22 protein-coding genes and 1 tRNA gene are annotated in these 24804 nt (G+C 71.5%); 10 read left to right on the top strand and 13 right to left on the bottom strand.

What is annotated here, in order from left to right:
- Positions 1-110: 110 nt before the first annotated feature.
- Positions 111-719 carry an HdeD family acid-resistance protein gene (locus BLT99_RS05850; RefSeq protein WP_092670080.1) on the top strand — a complete coding sequence of 203 codons (609 nt, stop codon included), beginning with the start codon at positions 111-113 and terminating at the stop codon, positions 717-719.
- 70 nt (positions 720-789) lie between these two features.
- On the opposite strand, the gene BLT99_RS05845 is transcribed toward BLT99_RS05850, so the two are convergent.
- Positions 790-1554, bottom strand: a complete 765-nt coding sequence (locus BLT99_RS05845) for an SDR family oxidoreductase (RefSeq protein WP_092670078.1) — start codon at positions 1552-1554, stop codon at positions 790-792.
- Between the two features lie 131 nt (positions 1555-1685).
- On the opposite strand from BLT99_RS05845, the gene BLT99_RS05840 reads away from it, so the two are divergent.
- The 4 genes from BLT99_RS05840 (at position 1686) to BLT99_RS05825 (ending at position 4309) form a co-directional block, all read left to right on the top strand.
- Positions 1686-2153, top strand: coding sequence for an NfeD family protein (locus tag BLT99_RS05840; protein ID WP_229724842.1), 468 nt, complete (start codon positions 1686-1688; stop codon positions 2151-2153).
- Positions 2150-3091, top strand: coding sequence for an SPFH domain-containing protein (locus BLT99_RS05835; RefSeq protein ID WP_092670074.1), 942 nt, complete (start codon positions 2150-2152; stop codon positions 3089-3091). The genes BLT99_RS05840 and BLT99_RS05835 overlap by 4 nt, the downstream gene beginning before the upstream one ends.
- Positions 3092-3104: 13 nt before the next feature.
- The gene (locus BLT99_RS05830) at positions 3105-3857 is read left to right on the top strand and encodes a glycerophosphodiester phosphodiesterase family protein (RefSeq protein WP_092670072.1); all 753 of its coding nucleotides are present in this window, start codon (positions 3105-3107) and stop codon (positions 3855-3857) included.
- Positions 3858-3943: 86 nt separating this feature from the next.
- A complete protein-coding gene (locus BLT99_RS05825) occupies positions 3944-4309 on the top strand; it encodes an RNA polymerase-binding protein RbpA (RefSeq protein WP_092675708.1) in 366 nt (121 codons plus the stop codon).
- Here BLT99_RS05825 and lnt read toward each other — a convergent pair.
- From lnt to BLT99_RS05780, 9 genes are all read right to left on the bottom strand, one after another.
- Positions 4306-5940 carry an apolipoprotein N-acyltransferase gene (gene lnt, locus BLT99_RS05820; protein WP_229724813.1) on the bottom strand — a complete coding sequence of 545 codons (1635 nt, stop codon included), beginning with the start codon at positions 5938-5940 and terminating at the stop codon, positions 4306-4308. The genes BLT99_RS05825 and lnt overlap by 4 nt on opposite strands.
- Positions 5937-8375: a DEAD/DEAH box helicase gene (locus BLT99_RS05815; RefSeq protein ID WP_092670068.1), complete on the bottom strand. Its 2439-nt coding sequence runs from the start codon at positions 8373-8375 to the stop codon at positions 5937-5939. The genes lnt and BLT99_RS05815 overlap by 4 nt, the downstream gene beginning before the upstream one ends.
- Positions 8376-8384: 9 nt before the next feature.
- The gene (gene tatC, locus BLT99_RS05810; RefSeq protein WP_092670066.1) at positions 8385-9149 is read right to left on the bottom strand and encodes a twin-arginine translocase subunit TatC; all 765 of its coding nucleotides are present in this window, start codon (positions 9147-9149) and stop codon (positions 8385-8387) included.
- 49 nt (positions 9150-9198) lie between these two features.
- On the bottom strand, positions 9199-9483 hold the full coding sequence (gene tatA / locus BLT99_RS05805; RefSeq protein ID WP_092670064.1) for a Sec-independent protein translocase subunit TatA: 285 nt from the start codon (positions 9481-9483) through the stop codon (positions 9199-9201).
- Between the two features lie 63 nt (positions 9484-9546).
- Entirely contained in the window at positions 9547-10566 is a 1020-nt protein-coding gene (locus BLT99_RS05800) for a helix-turn-helix transcriptional regulator (RefSeq protein ID WP_092670062.1), read from the bottom strand.
- Complete coding sequence (locus BLT99_RS05795; RefSeq protein WP_229724812.1) at positions 10563-11582, bottom strand: helix-turn-helix transcriptional regulator; 1020 nt, start codon at positions 11580-11582, stop codon at positions 10563-10565. Before BLT99_RS05795 ends, BLT99_RS05800 begins: the two co-directional genes overlap by 4 nt.
- Positions 11583-11630: 48 nt before the next feature.
- On the bottom strand, positions 11631-12548 hold the full coding sequence (locus tag BLT99_RS05790) for an FKBP-type peptidyl-prolyl cis-trans isomerase (RefSeq protein ID WP_092670058.1): 918 nt from the start codon (positions 12546-12548) through the stop codon (positions 11631-11633).
- Between the two features lie 39 nt (positions 12549-12587).
- The gene (locus BLT99_RS05785) at positions 12588-13604 is read right to left on the bottom strand and encodes a tRNA (adenine-N1)-methyltransferase (RefSeq protein WP_092670056.1); all 1017 of its coding nucleotides are present in this window, start codon (positions 13602-13604) and stop codon (positions 12588-12590) included.
- On the bottom strand, positions 13601-14275 hold the full coding sequence (locus BLT99_RS05780) for an HAD family hydrolase (protein WP_268238600.1): 675 nt from the start codon (positions 14273-14275) through the stop codon (positions 13601-13603). The genes BLT99_RS05785 and BLT99_RS05780 overlap by 4 nt, the downstream gene beginning before the upstream one ends.
- 35 nt (positions 14276-14310) lie before the next feature.
- Between BLT99_RS05780 and BLT99_RS05775 the strand changes: the two genes are divergently transcribed.
- On the top strand, positions 14311-15261 hold the full coding sequence (locus tag BLT99_RS05775; RefSeq protein ID WP_092675701.1) for a PAC2 family protein: 951 nt from the start codon (positions 14311-14313) through the stop codon (positions 15259-15261).
- A 42-nt stretch (positions 15262-15303) separates the two neighbouring features.
- On the opposite strand, the gene BLT99_RS05770 is transcribed toward BLT99_RS05775, so the two are convergent.
- Together BLT99_RS05770 and BLT99_RS05765 are read right to left on the bottom strand one after the other, a co-directional pair.
- Entirely contained in the window at positions 15304-16125 is an 822-nt protein-coding gene (locus tag BLT99_RS05770) for an undecaprenyl-diphosphate phosphatase (protein ID WP_092670054.1), read from the bottom strand.
- A gap of 75 nt (positions 16126-16200) precedes the next feature.
- On the bottom strand, positions 16201-17556 hold the full coding sequence (locus tag BLT99_RS05765; RefSeq protein ID WP_092670052.1) for a M20/M25/M40 family metallo-hydrolase: 1356 nt from the start codon (positions 17554-17556) through the stop codon (positions 16201-16203).
- Positions 17557-17678: 122 nt separating this feature from the next.
- Here BLT99_RS05765 and BLT99_RS05760 point away from each other — a divergent pair.
- From BLT99_RS05760 to BLT99_RS05745, 4 genes are all read left to right on the top strand, one after another.
- Positions 17679-17763 (top strand) — tRNA-Leu (locus tag BLT99_RS05760).
- A 270-nt stretch (positions 17764-18033) separates the two neighbouring features.
- On the top strand, positions 18034-18810 hold the full coding sequence (locus BLT99_RS05755) for a hypothetical protein (protein WP_157674941.1): 777 nt from the start codon (positions 18034-18036) through the stop codon (positions 18808-18810).
- On the top strand, positions 18807-20357 hold the full coding sequence (locus BLT99_RS05750) for a DNA polymerase Y family protein (protein ID WP_092670048.1): 1551 nt from the start codon (positions 18807-18809) through the stop codon (positions 20355-20357). Before BLT99_RS05755 ends, BLT99_RS05750 begins: the two co-directional genes overlap by 4 nt.
- Entirely contained in the window at positions 20357-23812 is a 3456-nt protein-coding gene (locus BLT99_RS05745) for an error-prone DNA polymerase (protein ID WP_092670046.1), read from the top strand. The genes BLT99_RS05750 and BLT99_RS05745 overlap by 1 nt, the downstream gene beginning before the upstream one ends.
- Here BLT99_RS05745 and BLT99_RS05740 read toward each other — a convergent pair.
- A complete protein-coding gene (locus BLT99_RS05740) occupies positions 23809-24801 on the bottom strand; it encodes an IS481 family transposase (protein ID WP_157674940.1) in 993 nt (330 codons plus the stop codon). The genes BLT99_RS05745 and BLT99_RS05740 overlap by 4 nt on opposite strands.
- Positions 24802-24804: the final 3 nt, after the last annotated feature.

Below are 24804 nucleotides of genomic sequence, written 5' to 3'. Positions count from 1 at the left end.
CGACGTCACGCGACACGCCCTCCGCGGGACGAAAGGCTCCCCGCGCTTCCGCCCCGAGGGCAATACCCTGATCGCGAGCGCGCGGAGCGCGCGCCGGAAGGAGTCGTCGGATGTCCACCCCGCAGTCCAGCAGTACCTTCGCCGCGTTCTCGTTCGATTCCGCCGAGCTGACCAAGTCGGCGGTCAACACGATCCGCGTCGCGCTCGGCGTGACGGGCGTGCTCGCCCTCCTCGCGGGCATCTTCATCACGTTCTGGCCGAAGAACGCGGCCATCTTCCTCACCGTGCTGCTCGGCATCTACTTCGTGATCGCCGGGCTCGCCTACGTCGGCCTCGGCATCTTCTCGAGGGGCATCTCGGGCGGCGCCAGGGCGCTCGACATCATCCTCGGCGTGCTGTTCGTGATCGGCGGCGTGCTGATGCTGAGCAGCCCGAGCGACAGCGCCGTGGTGATCGGCATCTTCCTCGGCGTGCTCATCGGCATCCTCTGGATCATCGAGGGTGCCGTCGCGCTCGCCCAGTCCGGCAGCTCGTCGTCGAGGGGCTGGAGCATCTTCTTCGGCATCCTGAGCATCATCGCCGGCATCGTGCTGCTGTTCTCGCCGGTGTGGGGTGTCGTGATCCTGTTCTGGGTCCTCGGCATCGCACTCATCGTCCTGGGCATCGTCCAGATCGTTCGCGCGTTCACGTTCGGACGCGGCATGCAGCTGTCGAGCTGAGCCGTCCTCCTACGCGAACGGGGCCGGCGGATGATTCCGACCGGCCCCGTTCGCATGCGCCTCGCTGCGACTACTCGGGCGTGAATCCCGACGTGTCGCCGACGTAGCGCGTGTGGTCGGCGGGGATCGGCTCGACGGCGGCCGACGCCACCTCGGCGGCGAACTCCGCCACGTTGTACAGGCGACCGGCGTCCTCCTTGCGCGCGGCGATCGCGCCGGGGTTCGCACGTTCGAGCAGCGTGGCGGTGATCGTTCCCTCGATCATGTCGCCCGAGACGACGACGAACTCGACGCCCTTCGCGTCGAACTCCGTCAGTTTCGCGCGCAGGGCGTCCTCGCCGGCGCGCTTGGAGAGTGCGACCGGCTCGTACTCGGTCATGGTGGGAGTGGTGCGGATGAAGTGCGCCTGGTGGCTGGTCACGAAGACGATACGGGCGCCATCCGCGAGGTGCGGCAGCGCGTTGTCGACGACGTTGACCTGGGCGTCGCGGTTGAGGCGCATGGCGTAGTCCTCGCCCATGCCGGTCTCCATGCCGCCGGACGCGTTGAGCACGAGCACGTCGATCGGCCCGAGCTCGGCGACGGCCCGCTCGAACATGGCCTGCACCGAAGCGGCGTCGGTCAGGTCGGCGCCCACGGCGATCGCGCGGCCGCCTGCGGCGGTGATCTCGCCGGCGATCTTCTCGGCACGCGGCGCCTTGCTGCGGTAGTTGATCACGACCGCCGCCCCGGCCTCGGCGAGGTAGCGGGCGGTGTCGGCGCCGATGCCGCGGGAGGACCCCGTGACGAGGGCGACGCGACCGTCGAGCGATCCGGGTGCGAGCGGGTTGGTCACGATGGGCTCCTCATGTGGTGCGGATGTCGCGGGGGCGCGCTCCCGCGCGCCGCACCGAGACTACCAACTCCCCCGCCGGCGGGCCTGCCGCTGATAGGTTCGTGACAGGCCCCGAAGGAGTCGAATTGGATGTGCTGACGCAGTACGCGTGGATCGCCTGGGTCGTACTGATCCTGGTGTTCGCGACCATCGAGGTGTTCACCCTCGAGATGACGTTCCTCATGCTCGCGCTGGGCAGCGTGGCCGGGCTGCTCTCGGGCCTGCTGGGCATCCCGTGGTGGGCGCAGTTCCTCATCGCGGCCGTCGTCGCCGTCGCGCTCATCCTCGTGCTGCGGCCGCCGCTGCTGCGCCGGCTCCGTCGCGGGGGCGATCCGGCACGGAGCAACATCGACGCGCTCATCGGCGCCGACGGCGCGGTGCTCCGGACGGTGACCGCCTCGGGTGGACAGGTCAAGCTGCAGAACGGCGACGTGTGGACGGCGAGGCTGTCCCCGATCACCGAGCAGGCGGATGTCGCGGTGGGCGAGCGCGTGCTCGTAACCGGCATCGACGGGGCGACGGCGGTCGTCGTCCCGGTGGAGAGGAGCTCAGAGGCGTGAACGACGTCGGACCCATCATCACCGTGATCGCCGTCGCGGCGATCACGATCTTCGTGATCGTCGTCATCGCGAGGTCGATCCGGATCATCCCGCAGGCCTACGCCGGCGTGGTCGAGCGCCTCGGCCGCTACCACAAGACGCTCACGCCCGGTCTCAACATCCTCGTGCCGTTCATCGACCGCCTCCGGCCGCTCGTCGACATGCGCGAGCAGGTCGTGTCCTTCCCGCCTCAGCCGGTCATCACCGAAGACAATCTCGTCGTGTCGATCGACACGGTCGTCTACTTCCAGGTCACGGATGCCCGGGCCGCGACGTACGAGATCGCGAACTACCTCGGCGCCGTCGAGCAGCTGACGACCACGACCCTGCGCAACGTGGTCGGCGGACTCAACCTCGAGGAGGCCCTGACCTCTCGCGACAACATCAACGGCCAGTTGCGCGTGGTGCTCGACGAGGCGACCGGCAAGTGGGGCATCCGCGTGTCGCGCGTCGAGCTCAAGGCCATCGACCCGCCCCTCTCCATCCAGGACTCGATGGAGAAGCAGATGCGCGCAGAACGCGACCGCCGTGCGCTGATCCTCACCGCCGAGGGAACGAAGCAGTCCGCGATCCTCACCGCCGAGGGCGAGCGGCAGGCGGCGATCCTGAAGGCCGAGGGCGACGCGAAGGCCGCGGTGCTGCGCGCGCAGGGCGAGGCCGAGGCGATCCTCACGGTCTTCGACGCCATCCACAAGGGCGACGCCGATCCCAAGCTGCTCGGATACCAGTACCTGCAGATGCTGCCGCAGCTCGCCGAGGGCGCGTCGAACAAGCTCTGGATCATCCCGAGCGAGCTCACCGAGGCGCTCAAGGGCATCGGCCGCGCCTTCACGCCGAACGGCGACGCCATCGGCGGAACCGAATCGGGCGGCGTCCCACGACCCGGCGGGCTCGCCTGACCCCGACCCGCCGGTGACCTCGCACTGGTTCGAGCCGCCCCGGCCGCGGGTGCTCGCACACCGCGGGCTGGCGATCGACGTGCCCGAGAACACGCTCGCCGCGTTCGAACGGGCGGTTCGCGCGGGCGCGACCTACCTCGAGACCGACGTGCACGTCAGCGCCGACGGGGCCGCCGTGCTCGCACACGATCCGACCCTGAAGCGCGTGGCCTCGCGGCCCGAACAGGTCTCGAGGCTCACGGTCGATGAGCTCCGACGCGTCGACCTCGGCGGCGGCCACGCGTTCGGCACGCTCGACGAACTGCTCCACGCGTTTCCCGAGGCGCGCCTGAACATCGACGTCAAGACGGATGCCGCGGTGCCCGCCGTGATCGAGGCGATCCGCCGTGCGGACGCCGCCGACCGCGTCCTGCTCACGTCGTTCTCGGACGCCCGCCGTCGACGCCTCGTCGCCGCACTCCCCCGGGCCGCCACGTCGGCCGGTCAGGCGACCGTGCTCCGGGCGCGCGCGGCCTCCGTCACCCGCAATGCGGCGCTCATGCGACGCGCGACGGCGGGGCTCGGCGCGTTGCAGATCCCCGAGCGGCTGGGGCGGATCGCGGTGCTCTCCCCCGCACTGCTCGCCGCGGCGCACGCGGCCGGCGTCGAGGTCCACGTGTGGACCGTCAACGACGAGGCGGACATGCGGCGCCTGCTCGCCCTCGGCGTCGACGGCCTCGTCACCGACCGAGCCGACGTGGCCCTGCGGATCATCTCGGAAAACTGAGAGTTCCCCGGCAAAACATCAGGCCGCGGAAAGAAGATGCCCAGCTTGATCGTTTATACCTGATGAACGATCGAGAGGAGTACGCCATGGCGGACCGGAGCCTTCGGGGCATGCGAATCGGCGCGCAGAGCCTGCAGAGCGAGGACGGCGTCGTCTTCGCCGACCGTGCCGAGTACACATACCAGTGCGAGACGTGCGGTCGCGACACGACCATGGTGTTCTCGACCGAGGCCGAGATCCCCGAGACGTGGGAGTGCCGCCACTGCGGCAACTCCGCCGTGCTGCTCGTCGACTCCAAGCCCGTCGAGATCGATCGCTCGGGCGAGAAGGTCGCTCGCACGCACTGGGACATGCTGCTCGAGCGCCGCACCCGCGCCGAGCTCGAGGAGATCCTCCAGGAGCGACTGAACTACCTGCGGGCCCGTCGCGGCCAGCAGAAGATCGGCGCCTAGGTCGCCGTTCCCCCGTCGACGCCCCGCTCGGACCCGCTCCGACGCGGGGCGTTCCGCATCCCTCCGCGAACCCCGGCCGCGACGAGTCCGGCGAGGGCGCCGAACCCGATGAGGGTCGGGATGACGCCGCCGAGCGCGACCGAGGGCGTGATGCCCGTTCGCAGCTCGACATCGGTGACCATGGCGCCAGCCTCGTACGCCGGAAGCGAATCGATGGTGCGACCGGACGGGTCGATGACCTGGCTCGTGCCGACGGTCGAGATGTTGACCACCGAGCGCCCCGTCTCGATCGCGCGGAGCCGCGCGATCGCGAGCTGCTGCTGGTTCTCATCCGTGCCGCGGAAGTCCGCGTTGTTGGTCTGCAGCAGGTAGACCTCTGCGCCGTCGCGGGCACCCTCCCAGATCACGCCGTCGTAGATCACGTCGAAGCAGATGGCGAGTCCGGCCACGGTGCCGTCGAGATCGAAGACCGGCGGTTCGGTCCCGGGCGAGTAGCCGCGCTGGACGAGGCCGGTGAGCTCGGGGACGATCGCCTCGTAGAACCACCGGTCTGGGATGTACTCGCCGAACGGAACCGGGTAGCGCTTCGAGTACCGGTCCACCGCGCCCTCCCCCGCCTTCCACAGCAGCGAGGTGTTGTAGAACCGCTCCTCGTCGGCCTCCTCGTCGATCGTGACGGTGTTGAGGATCACGGGGGCGTCGAGCCGTTCGCTCAGGTCGTCGAAGACGCGAGCGGCGTCGGCGCTCCGTGTCGGGTCGATGTCGGATCCGCCCTCGGGCCACAGCAGCACATCGACACCCGGTTCGTCGAGGATCGGCTCGGTCGCATCGAGCTGCGCCGCGAGCACGTCGCCCTGGGATCGTTCATCGAAGTACCCGGATGGGCCGTTCCCCTGCACGCTCGCCACGCGCAGCTTGCCGGTCGGGCTCGTCTGCCAGGACGGAACCACGATCGCCACGACGAGGAGCGCCGCGACCGGGATGCCGGTGCGCAGGTCGCGCCATCCGCGGATGCGCACCCACTCGATGACGCCCGCGACGATCGCCACCATGACGAAGCTCAGACCCGAGAAGCCGACCCACGACACCACATCGGCGAACGGGCTCTCGGACTGGCTCAGCGCGGCCCGGCCCCACGGGAAGCCGGTGTACGGCAGCGTGCCCGACGCGGTCTCGCGCAGCACCCACAGCCCCGCCACCAGGAGCGGCAGCAGCACGAGCTGCGACCAACGGGAACGGGTCGCGCGCGGCATCCAGCGGTATGCGAGCGCGATCAGCACGGCGCCCCCAGCGACGAAGAGCGACTCGAGGATCGACAGCGCGAGCCACGGGATCGGACCGAGGTACAACGACGTCCACGACACGTGCGTGAGGTAGAACGCGAGACCGAACACCAGGCCGACGTGGAAGGCGGCCCAGGAGGATCGGCCGATCAGGCTCACGAGCGCCATGGCGATTCCGACGAACGCGAGCGGCCAGACGCTCGCGCCCGGGAAGCCGAGGTCGTAGACGAACCCGCCGAGCGCCGAGACGAGCAACGCCGCCCAGAGCGGAAGCGGCAGCAGGGTGCGGGAGGGGACGCGGGCGCGCACGGACGCCGCGTCATCGGGCCGTGGCGGAGCCGCGCTCACGCCGCCGCCCCGTACGCCACCACGCCGCGGCGGACGGCGTCGATCGCGGCGCGTGCGGTGGCGCCGAGCTCGGCCTCCGCCACGATCGACACCTGGTCGAGCAGGTCGATGACCTGCTTGGCGAGCCGGACGAAGTCGCCGGCCGCGAGCTCGGTGTCGGCGAGGATCGCGCCCAGGCCGACGCCGCGCGCCCAGGCGTGCATCGCCGACGCGAGGGCCGGCGATGGCTGCTCGCTGCCCGGCAGCCGGTGATCGCGCTCGACGTCGTCGAGCTCGCTCCACGCGTCGGTCGTGCGCTCGAACGCCTCGCGGAACGGCCCCTTCGGCAGCCGGAACTGCATCCCGCGTTCGTCGCGTCGCGGCTCGTAGACGAGCGCGACCGCCATCGCGGCGATCGACGGCACGTCGAGCCGATCCCACAGGCCGCGTCGCAATGATTCCGCGACGAGGAGATCCCGTTCGCCGTAGATGCGCTTGAGCGTGCGGCCGGCCGCCGTGGAGGCCAGTCCGCCCCGCCCGTCGGACTCGAGGTAGCCGAGCTCCTGCAACACCTCGGCGACACGGTCGAATCGCTTCGCGACCTGGCCGGTGCGCGTCCGGATCTGCCGGGACAGGTCGTCGTGGTCGCGCTTCAGCCGCCACCACCGCTCGGCCCACCGCGCATGCTGCTCGCGCTCGGCGCACCCGTGGCAGGGATGCGCGCGCAATCGCTTGCGTTCCGCTGCGAGCTCGCGCTGCATGCGCTCGCGCTGGGCGTGCGTGGGATTGCCCTTCGCCTGCTGGCGCTCGAGCTCGCCGATCCGCCGGCGGATCGAGAAGTACTCGCCGAAGTCGCCGAGGTGGCAGCGCATCGCCTGCTCGTACCCGGCCATCGACTCCTCCTGCTTGCGCAGGGTCCGGGCCAGATCGACCACCGCTCGGTCGGCCTGGAACTGCGCGAACGACAGTTCGAGCACCTGTCGCGTGCGCTCACGGCCGAACTGGTCGACCAGGTTCACGGCCATGTTGTACGTGGGGTTGAAGCTCGAGTTCAGCGGGTAGCTCCGCCGCGAGGCGAGCGAGGCGACCGACTCCGGATCGAGGCCGTCGACCCACTGGATGACCGAGTGCCCTTCGACGTCGATGCCGCGGCGTCCGGCGCGGCCGGTGAGCTGCGTGTACTCCCCCGGAGTGATGGGAACCCGTGCCTCGCCGTTGAACTTCTCCAGCTTCTCGAGCACGACCGAGCGAGCCGGCATGTTCACGCCGAGCGCGAGCGTCTCGGTCGCGAAGACGACCTTCAGCAGCTTGCGCTGGAACAGGTCCTCGACGACCTCCTTGAACGTCGGCAGCATGCCGGCGTGGTGGGCGGCGACGCCGCGCTGGAGCCCCTCGAGCCACTCCCAGTAGCCGAGCACCGCGAGGTCCTCGTCGCGCAGCATCCGCGCCCGCTCCTCGACGATCGCGCGGATCTCGTCGCGCTCGACGGCGTCGGTCAGCCGGATGCCGCTGCGGAGCACCTGCCGGACCGCCTGGTCGCACCCGGCCCGCGAGAAGATGAACACGATGGCGGGCAGCAGGTGCTTGCCGCGGAGCAGTTCGACGACCTCGGGTCGCTCGGCGCGGCCGCCGCCGAGGCCGCCGCCCGGTCCATGGAACCGTCCGCGATCGCTCCCGCGTCGCCCGCGCTGGGAGCGGCCCTGGATGGAGCGCCCGCCCGCGCGCGCGAGTCGTTGCAGCTCTGGATTGACCCGGTGCGTCGCCGCCTGGCCCGACGAGTCGAACAGGTCGACGAGCTTCGCACCCACCAGCACGTGCTGCTCGAGCGGGACGGGTCGCTGCTCCGAGACGATCACGTCGGTCTCACCCCGGACCGCCTGCAGCCAGTCGCCGAACTCCTCGGCGTTCGACACCGTGGCGCTCAGTGAGACCAGACGCACCGCCTCGGGAAGGTGGATGATCACCTCCTCCCACACGGCGCCGCGGAACCGGTCGGCGAGATAGTGCACCTCGTCCATGACCACGTAGGCGAGCCGGTCGAGCAGCGGCGAGTCGGCGTAGAGCATGTTCCGGAGCACCTCGGTCGTCATGACGACGATGCGGGCGCCCGAGTTGATGTTCGTGTCGCCCGTGAGCAGGCCGACGTTGCGCGCGCCCCAGGTGTCGACGAACTCCTGGTACTTCTGGTTCGACAGCGCCTTGATCGGCGTCGTGTAGAAGACCTTCTGATCGCCGGACTGCATGGCCAGGTACACGGCGAACTCGGCGACGACCGTCTTGCCCGCGCCCGTGGGCGCGGCGACGAGCACGCTGCGCCCGTCGTCGAGCGCGGCGCACGCCGCACGCTGGAAGGGGTCGAGATCGAACGAGAGGCCGGCGGCGAACTCCTGCAGCCTGGGCTGCCGCTGCTGCTGTCGCGACAGGGCGTACCGCTCCGCCGGTGAGAGGCTCTTCACCCCTCCAGCCTAGACAGCCGTCCCGAACTCCAGCTCATTGCGCTTGGCCACTCGGCGGTCGTGCAGGAACGCGATGCCGTACGCCGCGAAGTACAGCCCGATCATCGGCAGCGCCAGCATGAACATGGAGACCACGTCGGCCGACGGCGTCGCGAAGGCGGTGAACAGGACGATCACGAGGATGGCGACCCGCCACGACTTGATGATCGAGCTCGCGCTGATGACGCCGGCGAAGTTGAGCAGCACGATGAAGACCGGCAGGACGAACGCGATGCCGATTGCGACCACCAGCTTCAGGACGAAGTCGATGTACTCCTTCGCCGTGAGCAGCGTCTCGGCCCCCTCGGGGACGAAGCTCGTCATGAGCTTGACGATGTTCGGCAGCACGAACCAGCCGGCCGCGCAGCCGGCGAAGAAGAGCGGGATCGCGGTCGCGAAGAAGCCGAAGGTGTACTTGCGCTCCTTCGAGCTCAACCCGGGCACGAGGAACGCGAAGACCTGGTAGAGCCACACCGGAGCGGAGATGACGATGCCCAGCGTGAACGCGATCTGCAGGCGCAGGTCGAACGCACTCGAGATCGTCGGGAAGATGATCCCGGTGCTCGCGGCGTCGGTGCCCTGCTGCGCCTCGACGACGAGGTTCACCGGCTCCTGGATGGCCTGCCACACGAACAGGTCGGTGAGCACCCAGCCGGCGGCCATGCCGACGACGATCGCGATCGCGGAGATGAACAGCCGCTTGCGCAGTTCGAGCAGGTGCTCCCCGAGCGACATCCGCTTCTCGGGGTTGCGGGTGCCGCGATCCTTCACGGCAGACACGGGGTCAGGCGCTCGGGCCGGCGTCCGTGCGCTTGGCCTGGTCGGCGGGCGCGGCCGGCGTGGTCGTCGGCTCGGCAGCCGCAGGCGGGGTCGACTGGGCCGGAGCCTCGGTCTTCGCCGCCGTGCCGTCGGTCGCCTCGGCGTCCTCGGAACGGACCTCGCTCTTGAGGATCTTCATCGACTGGCCCAGGCTCCGCGCGAGCGCGGGAAGCTTCGGCGCACCGAACAGCAGCAGGATCACCAAGAGGATGATCAGCGCGTGCCAACCGGTGAAGGCGTTTCCAAACATAGGTGCTCGTCCATTCTGGCGGGATGGTGCGGCCAGTCTACCTGCTCGCGAGCGGTGCCGATCTCACGCTTCGGTCACGCGCGGGTCGGGGTCTCCCGGCGCGTCGGAATACCCCGCGAGCCCCGCCTCGGCCCAGTCCGCGACGGCGGCCCGGGCCACGTCGGGCGCGACCACGGTGACGAGTCCGGGCAGGCCGGCCACCAGCCGCTTCAGGCCGTGCACGTGGGAGAGGCGAAGCGTGACGCGCAGACGGTCCCCCGCCTCGGCCTGGGTCGAGTCGGCGAGGTAGTCGCCGAGCAGCGGCAGCGTCGCCGGAGCGACGTCGACGACGACCTCGAGGTCGTCGGGCGACGCTTGGAACAGGGTCTCCGGGATGGCGCGCCCGGAGTGGTCGCCGATGGGCTCGTCGGTCACCTCGAGGTCGCTCATGCGATCGACGCGGAAGTTGCGGACGTCCTCGCGCAGGTGGTCGTACGCCTGCAGGTACCAGTCGGCGCCGAGCGAGGCGATCCGCAGCGGGTCCACCCGACGCCGGCGGCGTTCACCCCGCGCGTTGAGGTAGTCGAAGTCGAGGCGATGACCGGATGCCACGGCCCGACGTACCGTCGCGAGCGACTCGTCGGCCGACTCCTCGGCGACCGCGAGCCGGCTCGGCGCCGAGGATGCGCCGGCGCGCAGCTTCTCGGTCAGCGCCGCGAGGGAGGCCCGGCCGGCGTTCTCGGGCAGCGCCGAGAGGTACTGCAGGCCCGCGATGAGGGCGGCCGCCTCGCGCGCCGAGAGCCGCGGGGCGTCGTCGATCGCGACGTGGTGCACGATCACGATGACGTCGTCCTCCTCGAAGGAGTCCCAGTCGATGTCGAAGAGGTCGTTGGGCTGGTACGTGCCCGTCGCGCCGGGCAGGCCCGACGTGGCGATCAGCATGACCGCGTCGCGGATCTCCTGCTCGCCGACGCCGAAGTGCGCCGCGGCCTCGGCGACGTCGACGACCCGCTGCTCGAGCAGATAGGGCACCAGCGACAGCAGGAACACGAGCTTGTCGGGCGCGCGCAGGCCGGCCGGCCGCCGCGAGGACGGTCCGCTCATGCCGCTCCTCCTGCACGGTGCGCCGCCGCGACGGCCTCGAGGCGGTCGCGGACCGCGTCGCGCAGCGACGCCGGCGCGAGCACGCGCACCTCGGGGCCGTACGAGGCCAGTTCGTCGGCGAAGATCGCCGCGTCGGTGTAGTGCAAGCGGATGACGCCGGCATCCTCGTCGGCGGCGACCGCGCGCTTGCCCAGTCGCACCTCTGCATCGGACCCCGCGCGCACCGCGAGGTCGGCCGCATTCGACAGGCGCAGCGCCTGCAGGTCGGCCAGCGCGCGGTCCTGGATGTCGGGCGGCGGAGGCGCGAAGGGCGCACCCGCGACCACCTGCACATCGCCCACGATGCGCGAGAGCAGGAAGGTGCGGCCCTCGTCGACGTCGACGTCGCGGCCGTGCAGGTGCCAGCGCCCCTCGTGCAGCACCATCGCGTACGGCTCGACCGTGCGCAGGCGCGGCTCGTGCTCCCCCGGCTTGAGATACCGGAATCGCACGCGCTGGCGCTTGTCGAGCGCCTGGCGGATCGGCTCGAACGCGGCATCGCGCACCCGCAGGCGAGGCGCGTACCCGATCACGGGTTCACGCGGTTCGATGCCGAGCGAGCGGAGCTTCGTGAGTGCACGCTGCGAGTCGGCCGACAGCGACGCCTCGCGCCACACCTCGGCCGCGAGGCCGAGCAGCGCGAGCTCGTCGGGCGTGAAGCGCACGTCGACCGGCAAATCGTACTCGCCTTTGGGGATCCGGTACCGCAGCGCCTGGTTGTCGCCGGGCCGGTCGGGCGACTCCACCGTCTCGAGCGGGATGCCGAGGTCGCGGATGTCGTCCTTGTCGCGCTCGAACTGGCGCTCGAGGTTGGCGTTGCCGCCGCGTGCGTCGTACCGCTCGGCGTATCCGCGCACGGTCGAGAGGATCTCGGACTTCAGCAGGCCGGTCTCGGTGGCGAGCAGCGCCAGGACGAGGCTGAACAGCCGGTCCTCGACCGGGATCCTCGGCTCTCCCGAGCGCTTGGGTGTCGCCACGTCAGCGATCATACTGAAGCGCCGCGGCGGCACGGCGACCGCTCGTGGTCACACCACCCCGAGGACGTCGACCACGTAGAACGTGGCCGGGTTGCCGGCATCGTCGGCCGGGACCGCGATGCCCAGCTGCGAGCCGACCGTCACGCCTTCGAGCGACGACGCGAAGGGCGGGCCGCCCTGGGACGCCGCATCGTCGCCGACGATGATCGCGGTCGGGCCGCCCTGCTCCCACGTGGAGCCGTCGAGGACGGTGCCCTCATCCCAGTTCACGCCGGTGTAGTGCACCACGACCTGGTCGCCCGACTCGACCTCCTCGCCGTGGCCCTTCTTCAGGAGCTCGACCTCGGTCGACTCGAACGGCGCCTCGTCGGGAACCGTGATGCCGGGACGTCCGTCGGGCGCGAGGACCACGGCGGGGAACCCGTCGCGCGTGAGCTGCGGGGTGCCGTTCGCGCGAGGCATGAATGCGCGCTGCACGTCGAACACCACCACGAGGCTGTCGTCGCCGCTGATGCCGAGGGACGCGTTGCCTTCCTCGCCGAACCCGTCCTCGGGCGGCACGACGACCGCCACCCGCGATCCCTCGCTCGTGCACGAGAGGCCCTTGCTGAGGCCGGGGAGCGTGTTGCTGCCCAGCAGCACCGGAACCGGATCCTCGTCGCCGAACCCGACGACCTGGATCTCGTCGCCCGTGGTGCCGTTGTAGACGGCGAGGCCGACGAGCGCCTGCTGGCCCTCGATGAGATTCTCGCCATCTCCCTCGATCACCGTCGTGCACTGCGTCGTCCCGGGCGAGACCGGCGTCGGGAAGTCGACCTTGGGGGCGTCGCCGAAGTCACCGCGCACCTCGATGAGATCGGACGACGCCCCGGCCGTCGCCTGCGGCTCGGGCGCCGGGGCGGAGCAGCCGGAGAGCGTGATCGCCAAGGCGGTCGCGGTGGCCATGAGTGCGAGCGGGACGCGCACGGATCCTCGTTTCGTCGGGTGGGACGGGCGGCAGACAGCCTAGTCGGCGTCGGCGGGCTCCGTGGTCTGGTCTGGGTCGTCGTCGCCGCGCGAACGGCGCGCCGCGGCATCCGCCGCCCTCGCGCGCTTGCGAAGCACCTTGTCGCTGACGTTGCGCTCGCCGAGCGCGCCGGGCGTCCACGCCTCGACGTCCTCGTCGCTGAACTCGGTCTTGGAGGGCCGGCGCTTGAGTTCGGGCAGCACCGTGCCGGGTGCGAGCCGCCGCGCCGTGAGCAGGAAACCGGTGTGGGCGATCATGCGGTGGTCGGGCCGGACCGCGAGCCCCTGCACGTGCCATCCGCGAACCATGGTCTCGTTCGCCTGCGGCTCGGTGTACGCGCCGGTCGCACGGATCGCCTCGGCGACGCGCGAGAGCTGCGTGACGGTCGCGACATAGCAGAGGAGCACCCCGCCGGGCTTCAGCGCGGTCGACACGACGTCGATGCACTCCCAGGGCGCGAGCATGTCGAGCACCACGCGGTCGACGGACGCGTCGGCGGCCTGCTGCGGCAGCGTCTCGGCCAGGTCGCCGAGCGTGATGGACCAGTTCTCGGGGTCCTCGCCGTGGAACGTCGCGACGTTGCCTCGTGCGACCGACGCGAACTCCTCGCGGCGCTCGAACGAGAGCAGGCGACCCTGCGGGCCGATCGCTCGCAGCAGCCACAACGACAGCGCACCGGATCCGACGCCGGCCTCGACGACCGTCGCACCCGGGAAGACGTCGGCCTGCGCGAGGATCTGCGCGGCGTCCTTCGGGTACACGATCGCCGCGCCGCGCGGCATCGACATGACGAAGTCGCTGAGCAGCGGGCGCAGCGCGAGGTACTCGACGCCGACCGCGTTGGCGACGACCGAGCCGTCGGGCAGCCCGATCAGGTCGTCGTGCGCGATCGGGCCCTTGTGCGAGTGGAACACCTTGCCCGGCTCGAGCGTGATCGTGTGCAGCCGCCCCTTGGGACCAGTGAGCTGCACGCGGTCGCCGGCCCGGAACGGCCCGCTCGCCTCGCCGCGGCTCATGGGCGATCCCAGACGGATGCCGCGACCGCGACCACGTCGTCGAGCGAGCGTCCGTCGAGGGTCGGCCAGACGACGTGCGAGGGCGCCTCGTCGAGCGAGAGCATGTGGGGCACCCCGATGGAGACCGCACCCGCGCTCATGGCGGCGGCGAGTCCGGTCGGCGAGTCCTCGATCGCGACGCAGTCGGCGATGTCGACGCCGAGGCGGCCCGCCGCGGCGAGGTAGGGCTCGGGATGCGGCTTGGGCGCCGCCACCTCGTCGCCCGTGACGAGCTCGTCGAAGGCCGTGAACGGGATGGCGCCGACGATGTCCTCGGCCATCGACCGGATCGACATGGTGACGAGCGCCGTCGGGATGCCGGCCTCGCGGACCGACCGCAGCAGCTCCTGCGCGCCCGGCTGCCACGGCACGCCGTGCTGGGCGAGCTGCTCGCGCACGCGCTCGGTGAGCCGTGCGACGATCTCGTCGGCGGGGAGGTCGACGCCCTCGCGCTGGAAGACCGCGGCGGCATCCCACAGGCCCGCGCCGACGAGCTGGAGGGCGTCCTCCTCGGTCCACGATCCGCCGAACTCGCGGATGAGCTCGGTCTCGGCCCGCATCCAGTACGGCTCGGTGTCGACGAGGGTGCCGTCCATGTCCCAGAGGACGGCGGCGGGGAGGCGCTTGGTCACAACGGGCGATTCTATCCGCACGCCCTATTGTGGAGATGAGCCCGGAGATCCCGGTCTCGGGAAGCGGGGCGAACCGAGTGCAGCATCCGACCGGATTCGAGGGCGGCCGACTCCTCATCGTGGCCTTCGAGGGGTGGAACGACGCGGGCGAGGCCGCCACGGGGGCCGCGAGGCTGCTGGCCGAGCGTCTCGGGCTGGTCGAGATCGCCGCGGTCGACCCCGAGCTGTACTTCGACTACCAGTTCACGCGTCCGACCATCCAGGTCGACTCCGACGGCGTGCGACGGCTGAGCTGGCCGGGTGCGGCGATCCTCGGCCCGAGCGGGATCCCGCAGGAGGACGACGACGAGATCGTCACCGGCCCCGGTGCCGACACGCTGCACGTGCTGCTCGGTGCCGAGCCCGCACGCACGTGGAAGGGCTTCGCGGCCGAGCTCATCGACGCCGCGCTCTCGGCCGACGTCGAGGGCATCGTGCTGCTCGGCGCCATGCTCGCCGACGCGCCGCACACGCGTCCCCTCGCCGTGTTCGCGTCGAGTGAGAATCCCGAGGTGCGCGCGGCGCTCGGCGTCGAGCGCTCGTCCTATGAGGGTCCGGTCGGCATCCTCAGCGTCATCGCCGACCAGGCCGAGCGCGTCGGCATCCCGACCGTGTCGCTCTGGGCCTCCGTGCCGCACTACGTGCACAACGCGCCCTCGCCGAAGGCCGTGCTCGCGCTCCTCGGCAAGGTCGAGGAGCTCACGGGCCTCAGCATCCCCCGCGGTTCCCTCGAGGACGAGGCGCAGGCATGGGAGGCCAGCGTCGACGCGCTCGCCGCCGACGACGAGGAGATGGCCGGCTACATCCAGCAGCTCGAGCAGGCCCGCGACGCGGTCGACGCGCCCCAGGCGTCGGGCGAGGCGATCGCCCAGGAGTTCGAGCGGTACCTGCGGCGCCGCGGCGACCAGCCCGGCGGCGGGCCGTGGCGTCCGCGCGACGTGGGCTGAGCCTCCGCTCGCCCGCGGCCGGCCGGCCCGGCGGCCGCCCGATCAGAACGGCTCGAGGACGCCGACGCCCAGCAGGATGAGGATCGTCGCGCCGAGCGCGATGCGGTAGATCACGAACGGCAGGAAGCTGTGCCGTGAGATCCACTTCATGAAGACCGCGATGATCAGGATGGCGACGCCGAACGCCACCGCGGTCGCGACGGCCGTCTCGACCGGGCCGTACACGGCCGGCTCCCCCATGCTCATGAAGAGCTGGTAGAAGCCCGAGCCGAAGACGGCCGGGATCGCCAGCAGGAACGCGTATCGCGCGGCCGCCGCGCGCTCGTAGCCGAGCAGCAGCCCCATCGTGATGGTGCCGCCCGATCGCGAGACGCCCGGGATGAGGGCGAGCGACTGCGCGAGGCCGAAGTACAGGCCGTGCGGGTAGGTGAGGTCCTCGAGCTTGCGGCGCTTGGCCCCCGCCCAGTCGGCGAGGCCGAGCACGATGCCGAAGACGATGAGCATCGTCGCGACCACGTACAGCGAGCGGAAGGTCGTCTCGATCTGGTCCTGGAACAGCAGGCCGAGCACGACGATCGGGATCGAGCCGATGATGATCAGCCAGCCCATGCGCGCGTCGGGGTCGTCGTGCGGGATCTTCCCCCGGATCGCCCGGAACCAGTGCGAGACGATGCGCACGATGTCGCGCCAGAAGAACACCACGACCGCCGTCTCGGTGCCGAGCTGCGTGATCGCGGTGAACGCCGCACCCGGATCGGCCGCGTTCGGCAGGAACTCACCGAGGATGCGCAGGTGCGCGCTCGATGAGATCGGCAGGAACTCGGTGAGTCCCTGCACGAAACCGAGGATGATGGCTTCGAGCAACGGCGTGGTCGCCTTCCCGCCCTCGCACGGCGAAGGGCATCGGACCGTCGTGGTCGGGTTCGGGTGGAGTCGTGCTCAGTACGCGAGGAGCAGGTCGCGCAGGACCTGCCTACCGAAGACTAGTGCGTCGAGCGGCACGCGCTCGTCGACGCCGTGGAACATCGAGGGGAAGTCCAGCCCGTCGGGCAGGCGCAGCGGCGCGAACCCGTAGCCCGCGATGCCCAGCCGCGAGAGCGACTTGTTGTCGGTGCCGCCGCTCAGCAGGTACGGGAACACCTGCGCCTCGGGGTCGTGCACGCGCAGCGCCGACGTGACCGCGTCGACGAGGGGGCCGCGGGTCGGCGCCTCGAGGCCGACGTCGCGGTGCACGACCTGGATCTCGATGTCGGGGCCGACGAGTTCGCGGATCTCGGCGAGCACGTCGTCCTCCTCGCCCGGCAGGGTCCGGATGTCGACGAGCGCCTCCGCCCGGTCGGGAATGACGTTGTGCTTGTAGCCCGCGCTCAGGAGCGTCGGATTCGAGGTCGTACGCAGCGTCGCCGTGATGAATCCCGACGCGGATCCGGTCGCCAGCGCGAGCTCGTCGGGAGCGACCTGCTCGGGATCGACGCCGAGGGCGCCGGCGATCGCGGCGAGGAGCTCGCGCGTCGTGCCGGTCAGTCGCAGGGGCCACTCGCGGCGGCCGATCTTCGCGATCGCATGGGCGAGGGCCGTGACCGCGTTCTCGCGCACGAGCCGGGAGCCGTGCGCGGCCCGGCCGTGCGCCACCAGGCGCACCCAGATGAGCGACTTCTCGCCCGTCTGGAGCAGGTAGGCGCGCGTGCCCCCGACGGTGATCGAGTAGCCGCCGACCTCGCTGATCGCCTCGGTGGCGCCGACGAAGAGCTCGGGGTGCTCGTCGACCAGCCAGCTCGCGCCGTAGAGTCCCCCGGCCTCCTCGTCGGCGAAGAACCCCAGGATGAGCTCGCGCTCGGGCAGTCGTCCGGCGGCGAGGATGTCGCCGACCGCCGTCAGGATCATGGCGTCCATGTCCTTCATGTCGACCGCGCCGCGGCCCCACAGCATCCCGTCGCGGATCTCGCCCGCGAACGGATCGACGCTCCAGTTGCGCGGATCGGCCGGGACCACGTCGAGGTGGCCGTGCAGGACGAGCGCAGGCTTGGCCGGGTTCGCCCCCGGGATGCGCGCGACGACGCTCGCACGCCGCGGCGCCGACTCGTGCATCACGGGGTCGAGCCCCATGGCGCGCAGCCGCGCCTCGACGTACTCGGCGGCCTCGCGCTCGCCGTTCGAACGGCCCTCGCCGTGGTTCGTCGTGTCGAACCGGATGAGGTCTCGGGCGATGACGGCGGTCTCGTCGAGGACGGCTGCGGCCGCGCCATCCGGGTTCGCGTCGGGCGTCGGGGCGTCGGTCGGGGTCGTCTCGGCCATGCGCTCCACCGTAGCGTTCGGCCGGCCCCGGAGGCGGTGCGGGGGTGGTGCGTGGTGGTCAGCGGGCCCTGCGATCCGTGCTAATGTCGTCTACGGCCGCTGAGCGATCAGCGGCAGGCAACGCGCGGGTGGCGGAATTGGCAGACGCGCTAGCTTGAGGTGCTAGTGCCCGGATAGGGCGTGGGGGTTCAAGTCCCCCCTCGCGCACGCGTTGTCGAGAAGGCCGGATCTTCGGATCCGGCCTTCTCGCGTTTCCGGTCTCCTCCGTCCGCGCCACCTGCGCCGATGACGCCCGCGTCCCGAGGCTGTCGCACGTCCAAGGCAGGTCGTGCACTGGAGTACGTCTCGCGAATCTCCTCAGGCGCAGAAACCTCACTCAGTGCGGTTGGGATGCATTCGCCCCCGATCGGGGACGTGGACGGACGGCATTCGCGACTTGCCGTATTCGAACATGTGTTCGAACATTGAGTGGTGACGATGACCGCTCCCCGATCCGTGCCGACGGCTTCCGCGGCGGCCGCGGGCCGGGTCGAGCGTGTAGAGGAACTGCAGGCGCGTATCCGCGGCATGCAGTCGACCCGGCTCGATTCGCGGGCGGTGCCCACGCATCCCGCGCTCGCCTCGGTGCTGCCCGGGGGCGCACTCCGCGAGGGCGCGGTCGTGCAGGTCGAGGGGTCGGTCACGCTGCTCATGGCGGCGCTCGTCGGGCCGTCGCAGAGCGGGCGGTGGGTCGCGGTGGCGGGCATCCCCGAGTTCGGCGTCGAGGCGGCCGCGCGGTTCGGCATCGACCTCGAGCGGCTCGTGCTCGTGCCCGATCCGGGCCGGCAGTGGCTCACGGTCGCGGCGGCGCTCGCCGACGTCATCCCGGTGGTCGCCGTGCGGCCGGCCGGCCGGCTCGCGCCCGCCGAGGCGTCGCGGTTCGCCGCGCGGCTCCGCCAGCGCGGTGCGCTGCTGCTCGTCGACGGCGACTGGCCCGGCAGCGACGCGCGCCTCGAGCTCGAGCGGAGCGAGTGGACCGGGCTCGAACACGGCCACGGGCACCTCGCCGAGCGCGAGGTCGTCGTCCGGGTCACGGGTCGCGGCGAGGTCGGCCGGGGCAGCCGTCGCCGCCTCCGGCTGCCGGCGGGCGACCTGGGGTTCGCCGCGATCGGCGAGGCCGACGCGACCGGGCGCGACGCGGCATCCGTCGCCGACATGACGGCCGCCGACGGCGGCATCGTGCACCGGCCCGACTTCGCGGCGAGGGCCTCGTGAGCGCGGCCGTGCGCACCATCGTGCTGTGGTGTCCCGACTGGCCGGTGCTCGCCGCGTGCCGCGAGGCCGGCCTCGACGCGGCCCAGCCGGTCGCGCTGACCGAGTCGGGCCTGGTGCACTCGTGCTCGGCGGCGGCCCGGCGCGATGGCGTGGCGCGCGGGCTGAAGCTCCGCGAGGCGCAGTACCGCTCGACGGCGCTCACGGTGCTCGAGTACGACGCGGCGCTCGACCATCGCGCGTTCGAACCGGTCGTGCGCGGCATCGAGGCGATCGTGCCGGGCGTGCAGGTGCTGCGGCCCGGCACGCTTGCGATGCGGGCGCGCGGCCCGTCCCGGTACTACGGCGGTGAGGATGCCGCGGCGCGGGCGCTGCTCGACGCCGTCGCCGGGCTCGGGGTCGTCGGCGCCCGGGTCGGCGTCGCCGACGGCCCGTTCGCGGCCGAGCAGGCGGCGCGTGCGGCCGTGCGGGGCGGCGTGCCCGTCCACGTGGTGGCACCCGGCGAGGCGGCCGCGTTCCTCGCCCCGTTGCCCGTGGCGCTCGTGGTCGATGCACGTACGACGACGCTGCTGCACCGGCTCGGCGTGCGCACGCTCGGCGAGTTCGCGGCGCTGCCCGACGAGGACGTCCGGCGGCGCTTCGGAGCGGCGGGCGCGTTCGCGCACGACCGCTCGGCCGGCCGCGAGCAGTCGCGCGTGGCGCCCCGCACTCCCCCGCCCGACTTCGAGGTCGAGCAGCACTTCGAGCCGCCGCTCGATCGCATCGACCAGCTCGCGTTCGCGTTCCGCGTGCGCGCCGAGGAGTTCATCGAGCGGATGCGGGCGGTGCGGCTCGTGTGCACCGGCATCCGCGTCGAACTCGACGACGAGCGTGGCGGGCACTCGAGCCGCAGCTGGCTGCACCCGCAGTGGTTCACGCCCGCCGATGTGGTCGACCGCGTGCGCTGGCAGCTGCAGGGCGCCGGCACGGCCGACGCGGGGCTCGACTCCCCCATCGTGCGCCTGCGCGTCGTGCCCGAGCGCGTCGACTCGACCGGCAACCACGAGCAGGGCCTCTGGGGCGGCGGCCCCGACGAGCGCGTGCACCACGGGCTGACCCGCGTGCAGAGCATGCTCGGGCACGAGGGCGTCGTGACCGCGGCGGTCGGCGGCGGGCGCATGCTCGCCGACCGGCAGGTGCTCGTGCCGTGGGGCGACCGCGCCCCCGAGCCTGCCGCGGCCGAGGCGCCATGGCCGGGGAGCCTGCCCGCACTCGCGCCCGCGAGCGTGTTCCGCGAGCGATTGCCGGTGGCGCTCGTCGACGCGGGCGATGCGGCCGTGTCGGTCGACGCACGCGGCGCGATCTCGTCGGCGCCCGCGTCGTTCGCGGTCGGCGCCGGGCGGCCCGCGCCGGTGCGCGCGTGGGCCGGCCCATGGCCGGTCGTCGAGCGCTGGTGGGATGCCGGGCGTGCGCGCCGCGTGCACCGGTTCCAGGTCGTCGACCACGACGGCTGCGCGTGGCTGCTGGTGCGCGATGCCGAGGGCTGGTGGGCCGAGGCGAGGTACGACTGATGGGCTGGAACAACCCCGAGATCCCGTGGTCCGAGCTCGAGCGGCGGCTGTCCGACCGGCAGCGGCCCGGTGGCTCGAAGGTCCTGGCCGACGGCGGCGACAGTCCGGGATGGAGCCGCAAGCGGCATCCGTACCGCCCCTCGCACGACGCCGACGAGCGGCCCGCCGGCCCCGTCGTGCCGTACGCCGAGCTGCACGCGCACTCGACGTTCAGCTTCCTCGACGGCGCGTCGGGGCCTGAGCGGCTGGTCGAGGAGGCGCACCGGCTCGGCCTCGCGGGCATCGCGATCACCGACCACGACGGCTTCTACGGCGTCGTGCGCTTCGCCGAGGCCGCCGAGTCGTACCCCGAGCTCGACACCGTGTTCGGCGCCGAGCTGTCGTTCGGGCTCACCGAGCCGCAGATGGGCGCGGCCGACCCCGAGGGCGAGCACCTGCTCGTGCTCGCCGCGGGTGAAGAGGGGTACCACCGGCTCGCCGCCGCGATCACGGCCGGGCAGCTCGCGGGTGGAGAGAAGGGCCGCCCGGTGTACGACCTCGAGCAGCTCGCCGAGCGCGCCGACGGGCACTGGGTGATCCCCACCGGGTGCCGAAAGGGCGCGGTGCGACGCGCACTCGCCGGCGAGGGCGGGGCGGATGCCGCGTGGCGCGAGCTCGACCGGCTCGTCGCCCTGTTCGGACGCGACCACGTGGTCGTCGAGCTCACCGACCACGGCGACCCGCTCGACCAGGTCCGCAACGACGCGCTGGCCGAGCTCGCCGCCCGTGCACGCGTGCCCGTGCTCGCGACGAACGCCGTGCACTACGCCACGCCCGGCGAGCACCGGCTCGCGTCGGCCCTCGCCGCGGTGCGCGCCCGGCGCAGCCTCGACGAGCTCGACGGGTGGCTGCCCGCCACCGACGGGCTGCACCTGCGCTCGGGCGCCGAGATGCTCGCGCGGTTCGACCGCTACCCGGGAGCGGTCGCGCACTCGGTGACGCTCGCGCGCGACCTGTCGTTCCGGCTGCGCAGCGCCCGGCCGAAGCTGCCGAGGCAGCAGGTGCCCGACGGGCACACGCCCATGTCGTGGCTGCGCGAGCTCGTGTGGGCGGGCGCCGACCGCCGCTACCCCGGCCTGCCAGATCACGTGCGCGACCGCCTCGCGAAGGAGCTCGACGTGATCGAGCAGAAGGACTTCCCGGGGTACTTCCTGATCGTGCACGACCTCGTGCAGGAGGCGCGGCGTCGCGGCATCCTGTGCCAGGGTCGCGGCTCGGCGGCGAACTCGGCGGTCTGCTACGTGCTCGACATCACGGGCGTCGACTCGATCTTCTACGAGCTGCCGTTCGAGCGGTTCCTGTCGTCATTGCGCGACGAGGAGCCCGACATCGACGTCGACTTCGACTCCGACCGGCGCGAGGAGATCATCCAGTACGTCTACGGCAAGTACGGCCGGCACAACGCCGCACAGGTCGCGAACGTCATCAGCTACCGGCCGAAGGGCGCGGTGCGCGACATGGCGAAGGCGCTCGGCTACTCGACCGGGCGGCAGGATGCGTGGTCGCGCCAGGTCGAGCGCTGGGGCGCCGTCGTCGAGACGCAGGACCACGACATCCCCGACGCGGTCGTCGAACTCGCCGAGCAACTGCTGACCTTCCCGCGGCACCTCGGCATCCACTCTGGCGGCATGGTGCTCACCGACCGGCCCGTCGGCGAGGTGTGCCCCATCGAGCACGCCCGCATGGAGGACCGGACGGTGCTGCAGTGGGACAAGGACGACTGCGCGTGGATGGGCCTCGTGAAGTTCGACCTGCTCGGACTCGGCATGCTCGCCGCGCTCCAGTACACGTTCGACCTCGTGCGCGAGCACACGGGCGAGCACTGGGAGCTCGCGACCATCCCGAAGGAGGAGCCCGCGGTCTACGACATGCTGTGCCGCGCCGACTCGATCGGCGTGTTCCAGGTCGAGTCGCGCGCGCAGATGGGCACGCTCCCCCGGCTGAAGCCGCGCTGCTTCTACGACCTCGTCGTCGAGATCGCGCTCATCCGTCCGGGTCCGGTGCAGGGCGGCGCGGTGCACCCGTACATCCGCCGCCGCACGGGCGAAGAGCAGGTGAGCTACCTGCACCCCAAGCTCGAGCCCGTGCTCCGGCGCACGCTCGGCGTGCCGCTGTTCCAGGAGCAGCTCATGCAGATGGCCGTCGCGGTCGGCGACTGCGACGCGGCCGACGCCGACCTGCTGCGCCGCGCCATGGGCTCCAAGCGCGGTGTCGAGAAGATCGAACGGCTGCGCGCGAAGCTCTACGACGGGATGGCTCGCAACGGCATCGAGCCCGACGTCGCCGACTCGATCTACGAGAAGATCGAGGCGTTCGCGAACTTCGGCTTCGCCGAGAGCCACGCCATCAGCTTCGGGCTCCTGGTCTACGCGAGCTCATGGCTGAAGCTGCACTACCCGGCGGCGTTCCTGGCGGCCCTGCTGCGCGCGCAGCCCATGGGCTTCTACTCGCCGCACACGCTGACGGCCGATGCCCGGCGGCACGGCGTCGAGCTGCTCCGGCCCGATCTCGCGCGTTCGGGCGTGAACGCCGGGCTCGAGCCGATCGGGGCGGCGGGTTCCGATGAGCCGGCGACGGATGCCGCGGCGGAGGCGAGCGGCATCCGTCGCCCCACTGGCATGCCGGAGTGCGCCCGCGTGACGCAACCGCCCGTCGGAGAGTTCGATCGCGACGCACCCGACCGCTCGGGCGAGCACCGGCGCGATGGCGCGTTCGCCGTGCGGCTCGGGCTCGCCGACGTCACCTCCATCGGCGAGAAGGTCGCCGAGCGCATCGTGGCCGAGCGCGAGCAGCACGGCCCGTACCGCGACATGGCCGACCTGTCGCGGCGTGCCGACCTCGACGCCGCGCAGCTCGAGGCGCTCGCCGCGGCGGGCGCGTTCGAGTGCTTCGACCTGCAGCCCCGGCAGGCGCTGTGGCTCGCCGGCGAGGCCGCACAGGACCGGGCCGACTACCTGCCGGGCGCGGTCGTCGTCGTGCAGCCACCGCTGCTGCCGATCCTGAACGACGCCGAACAGGTCGTGTACGACCTCTGGGCGACGGGCATCTCCCCCGACGACCACCCGATCCGGCACGTCCGCGAGCGCCTCGACGCCCGCGGGGTCGTGCGCATCGACCTGCTGCGCGAGGCCGAGTCGGGCCGGCGCATCGAGGTCGGCGGCGTGGTCACGCACCGGCAGCGGCCGGCGACCGCGAGCGGCATCACGTTCATGAACCTGGAAGACGAGTCCGGCACCCTCAACGTGATCGCGAGCGTCGGGGTCTGGACGCGGTATCGCCGCATCGCGCGCGAGGCGCCCGCGATGGTCGTGCGCGGCATCCTCGAGCGTTCGCGCGAGGGCGTGGTCAACCTGGTCGCCGACCGGTTCGAGCCGCTCACCGTGTCGACGACGAACCGGTCGCGCGACTTCCGCTAGCTGTGATGTCCAGGCAGGTTGTTGAGTCTGCTGATGGGTGCGGCTCCGATTGCGGAGTGCTGCCCGTGGTGATTGTAGAAGTGCAGCCAGCCGGGGAGCGCAGCGCGGCGTTCGGTCTCTGATCGGTAGAAGCGTGCGTATGCCCATCCGTCGGCGAGGGTTCGGTGGAATCGTTCGATCTTGCCGTTCGTCTGCGGCCGGTAGGGACGAGTCCGTTTGGGTTGAATGCCGAGCTCGGCGCACGCGTCACGCCAGGCGTTGGAGCGGTAGGCCGGGCCGTTGTCTGAGAGCACTCGTTCGACGGTGACCCCGTGGTCGGCGAACCACGCGACTGCGCGTTGCAGGACCGCGATGGCGGTGTCGGCTTTCTCGTTGTGGCAGATCTCGACGTAGGCGACGCGGGAGTGATCATCGATCACCGTGTGTAGGAACGCGGTGCCGATGTTCGGGTGTCCCTTCTGGGTCCGTCCGGTACGCACCGCAGTTGCCGCCTTGTTCTTGTCGCCTTGTTGCTTGCCTGTGAACCGCCAGCCGCCGCCGTCGGGGATGTTGCCGAACTTCGTCACGTCGACGTGGATCATCGAGCCCGGCTTCTCGTGCTCATAGCGGCGGATCGGTTCCCCGGTGACCCGGTCGATGCGAGACAGCCTGTTGATCCGACATCTCGTGAGCACGGCGTGCACGGTGGAGACCGGCATCCCGAGTGCGCCGGCGATCTGCGCCGGCCCGAGCCGACGACGCCACCGCAGCTGCACGATCTGTTTGACCGTTGCCGGCGGCGTCTTGGTCGGCATCGAGTGCGGGCGGCTGGAACGGTCCGTCATTCCGGCCGAACCTTCAGCGCGATAGCGTGCCGCCCACTTGCGGGCGGTGACGGGCGAGACCATGAACATCCTCGCCGCGATCGCCGGTGGCCACCGCTCTTCGACGACCAGCTTCGCGAGCCGCAGACGGGCGCGTGGAGTGAGAGCAGCGTTAGCGTGGGACACGAA

This window comes from Agromyces flavus (assembly GCF_900104685.1).
Classification (GTDB): domain Bacteria; phylum Actinomycetota; class Actinomycetes; order Actinomycetales; family Microbacteriaceae; genus Agromyces; species Agromyces flavus.
The sequence above is the reverse complement of the archived record's forward strand: the minus strand, read 5'-3'. Positions and strand labels throughout refer to the sequence as shown.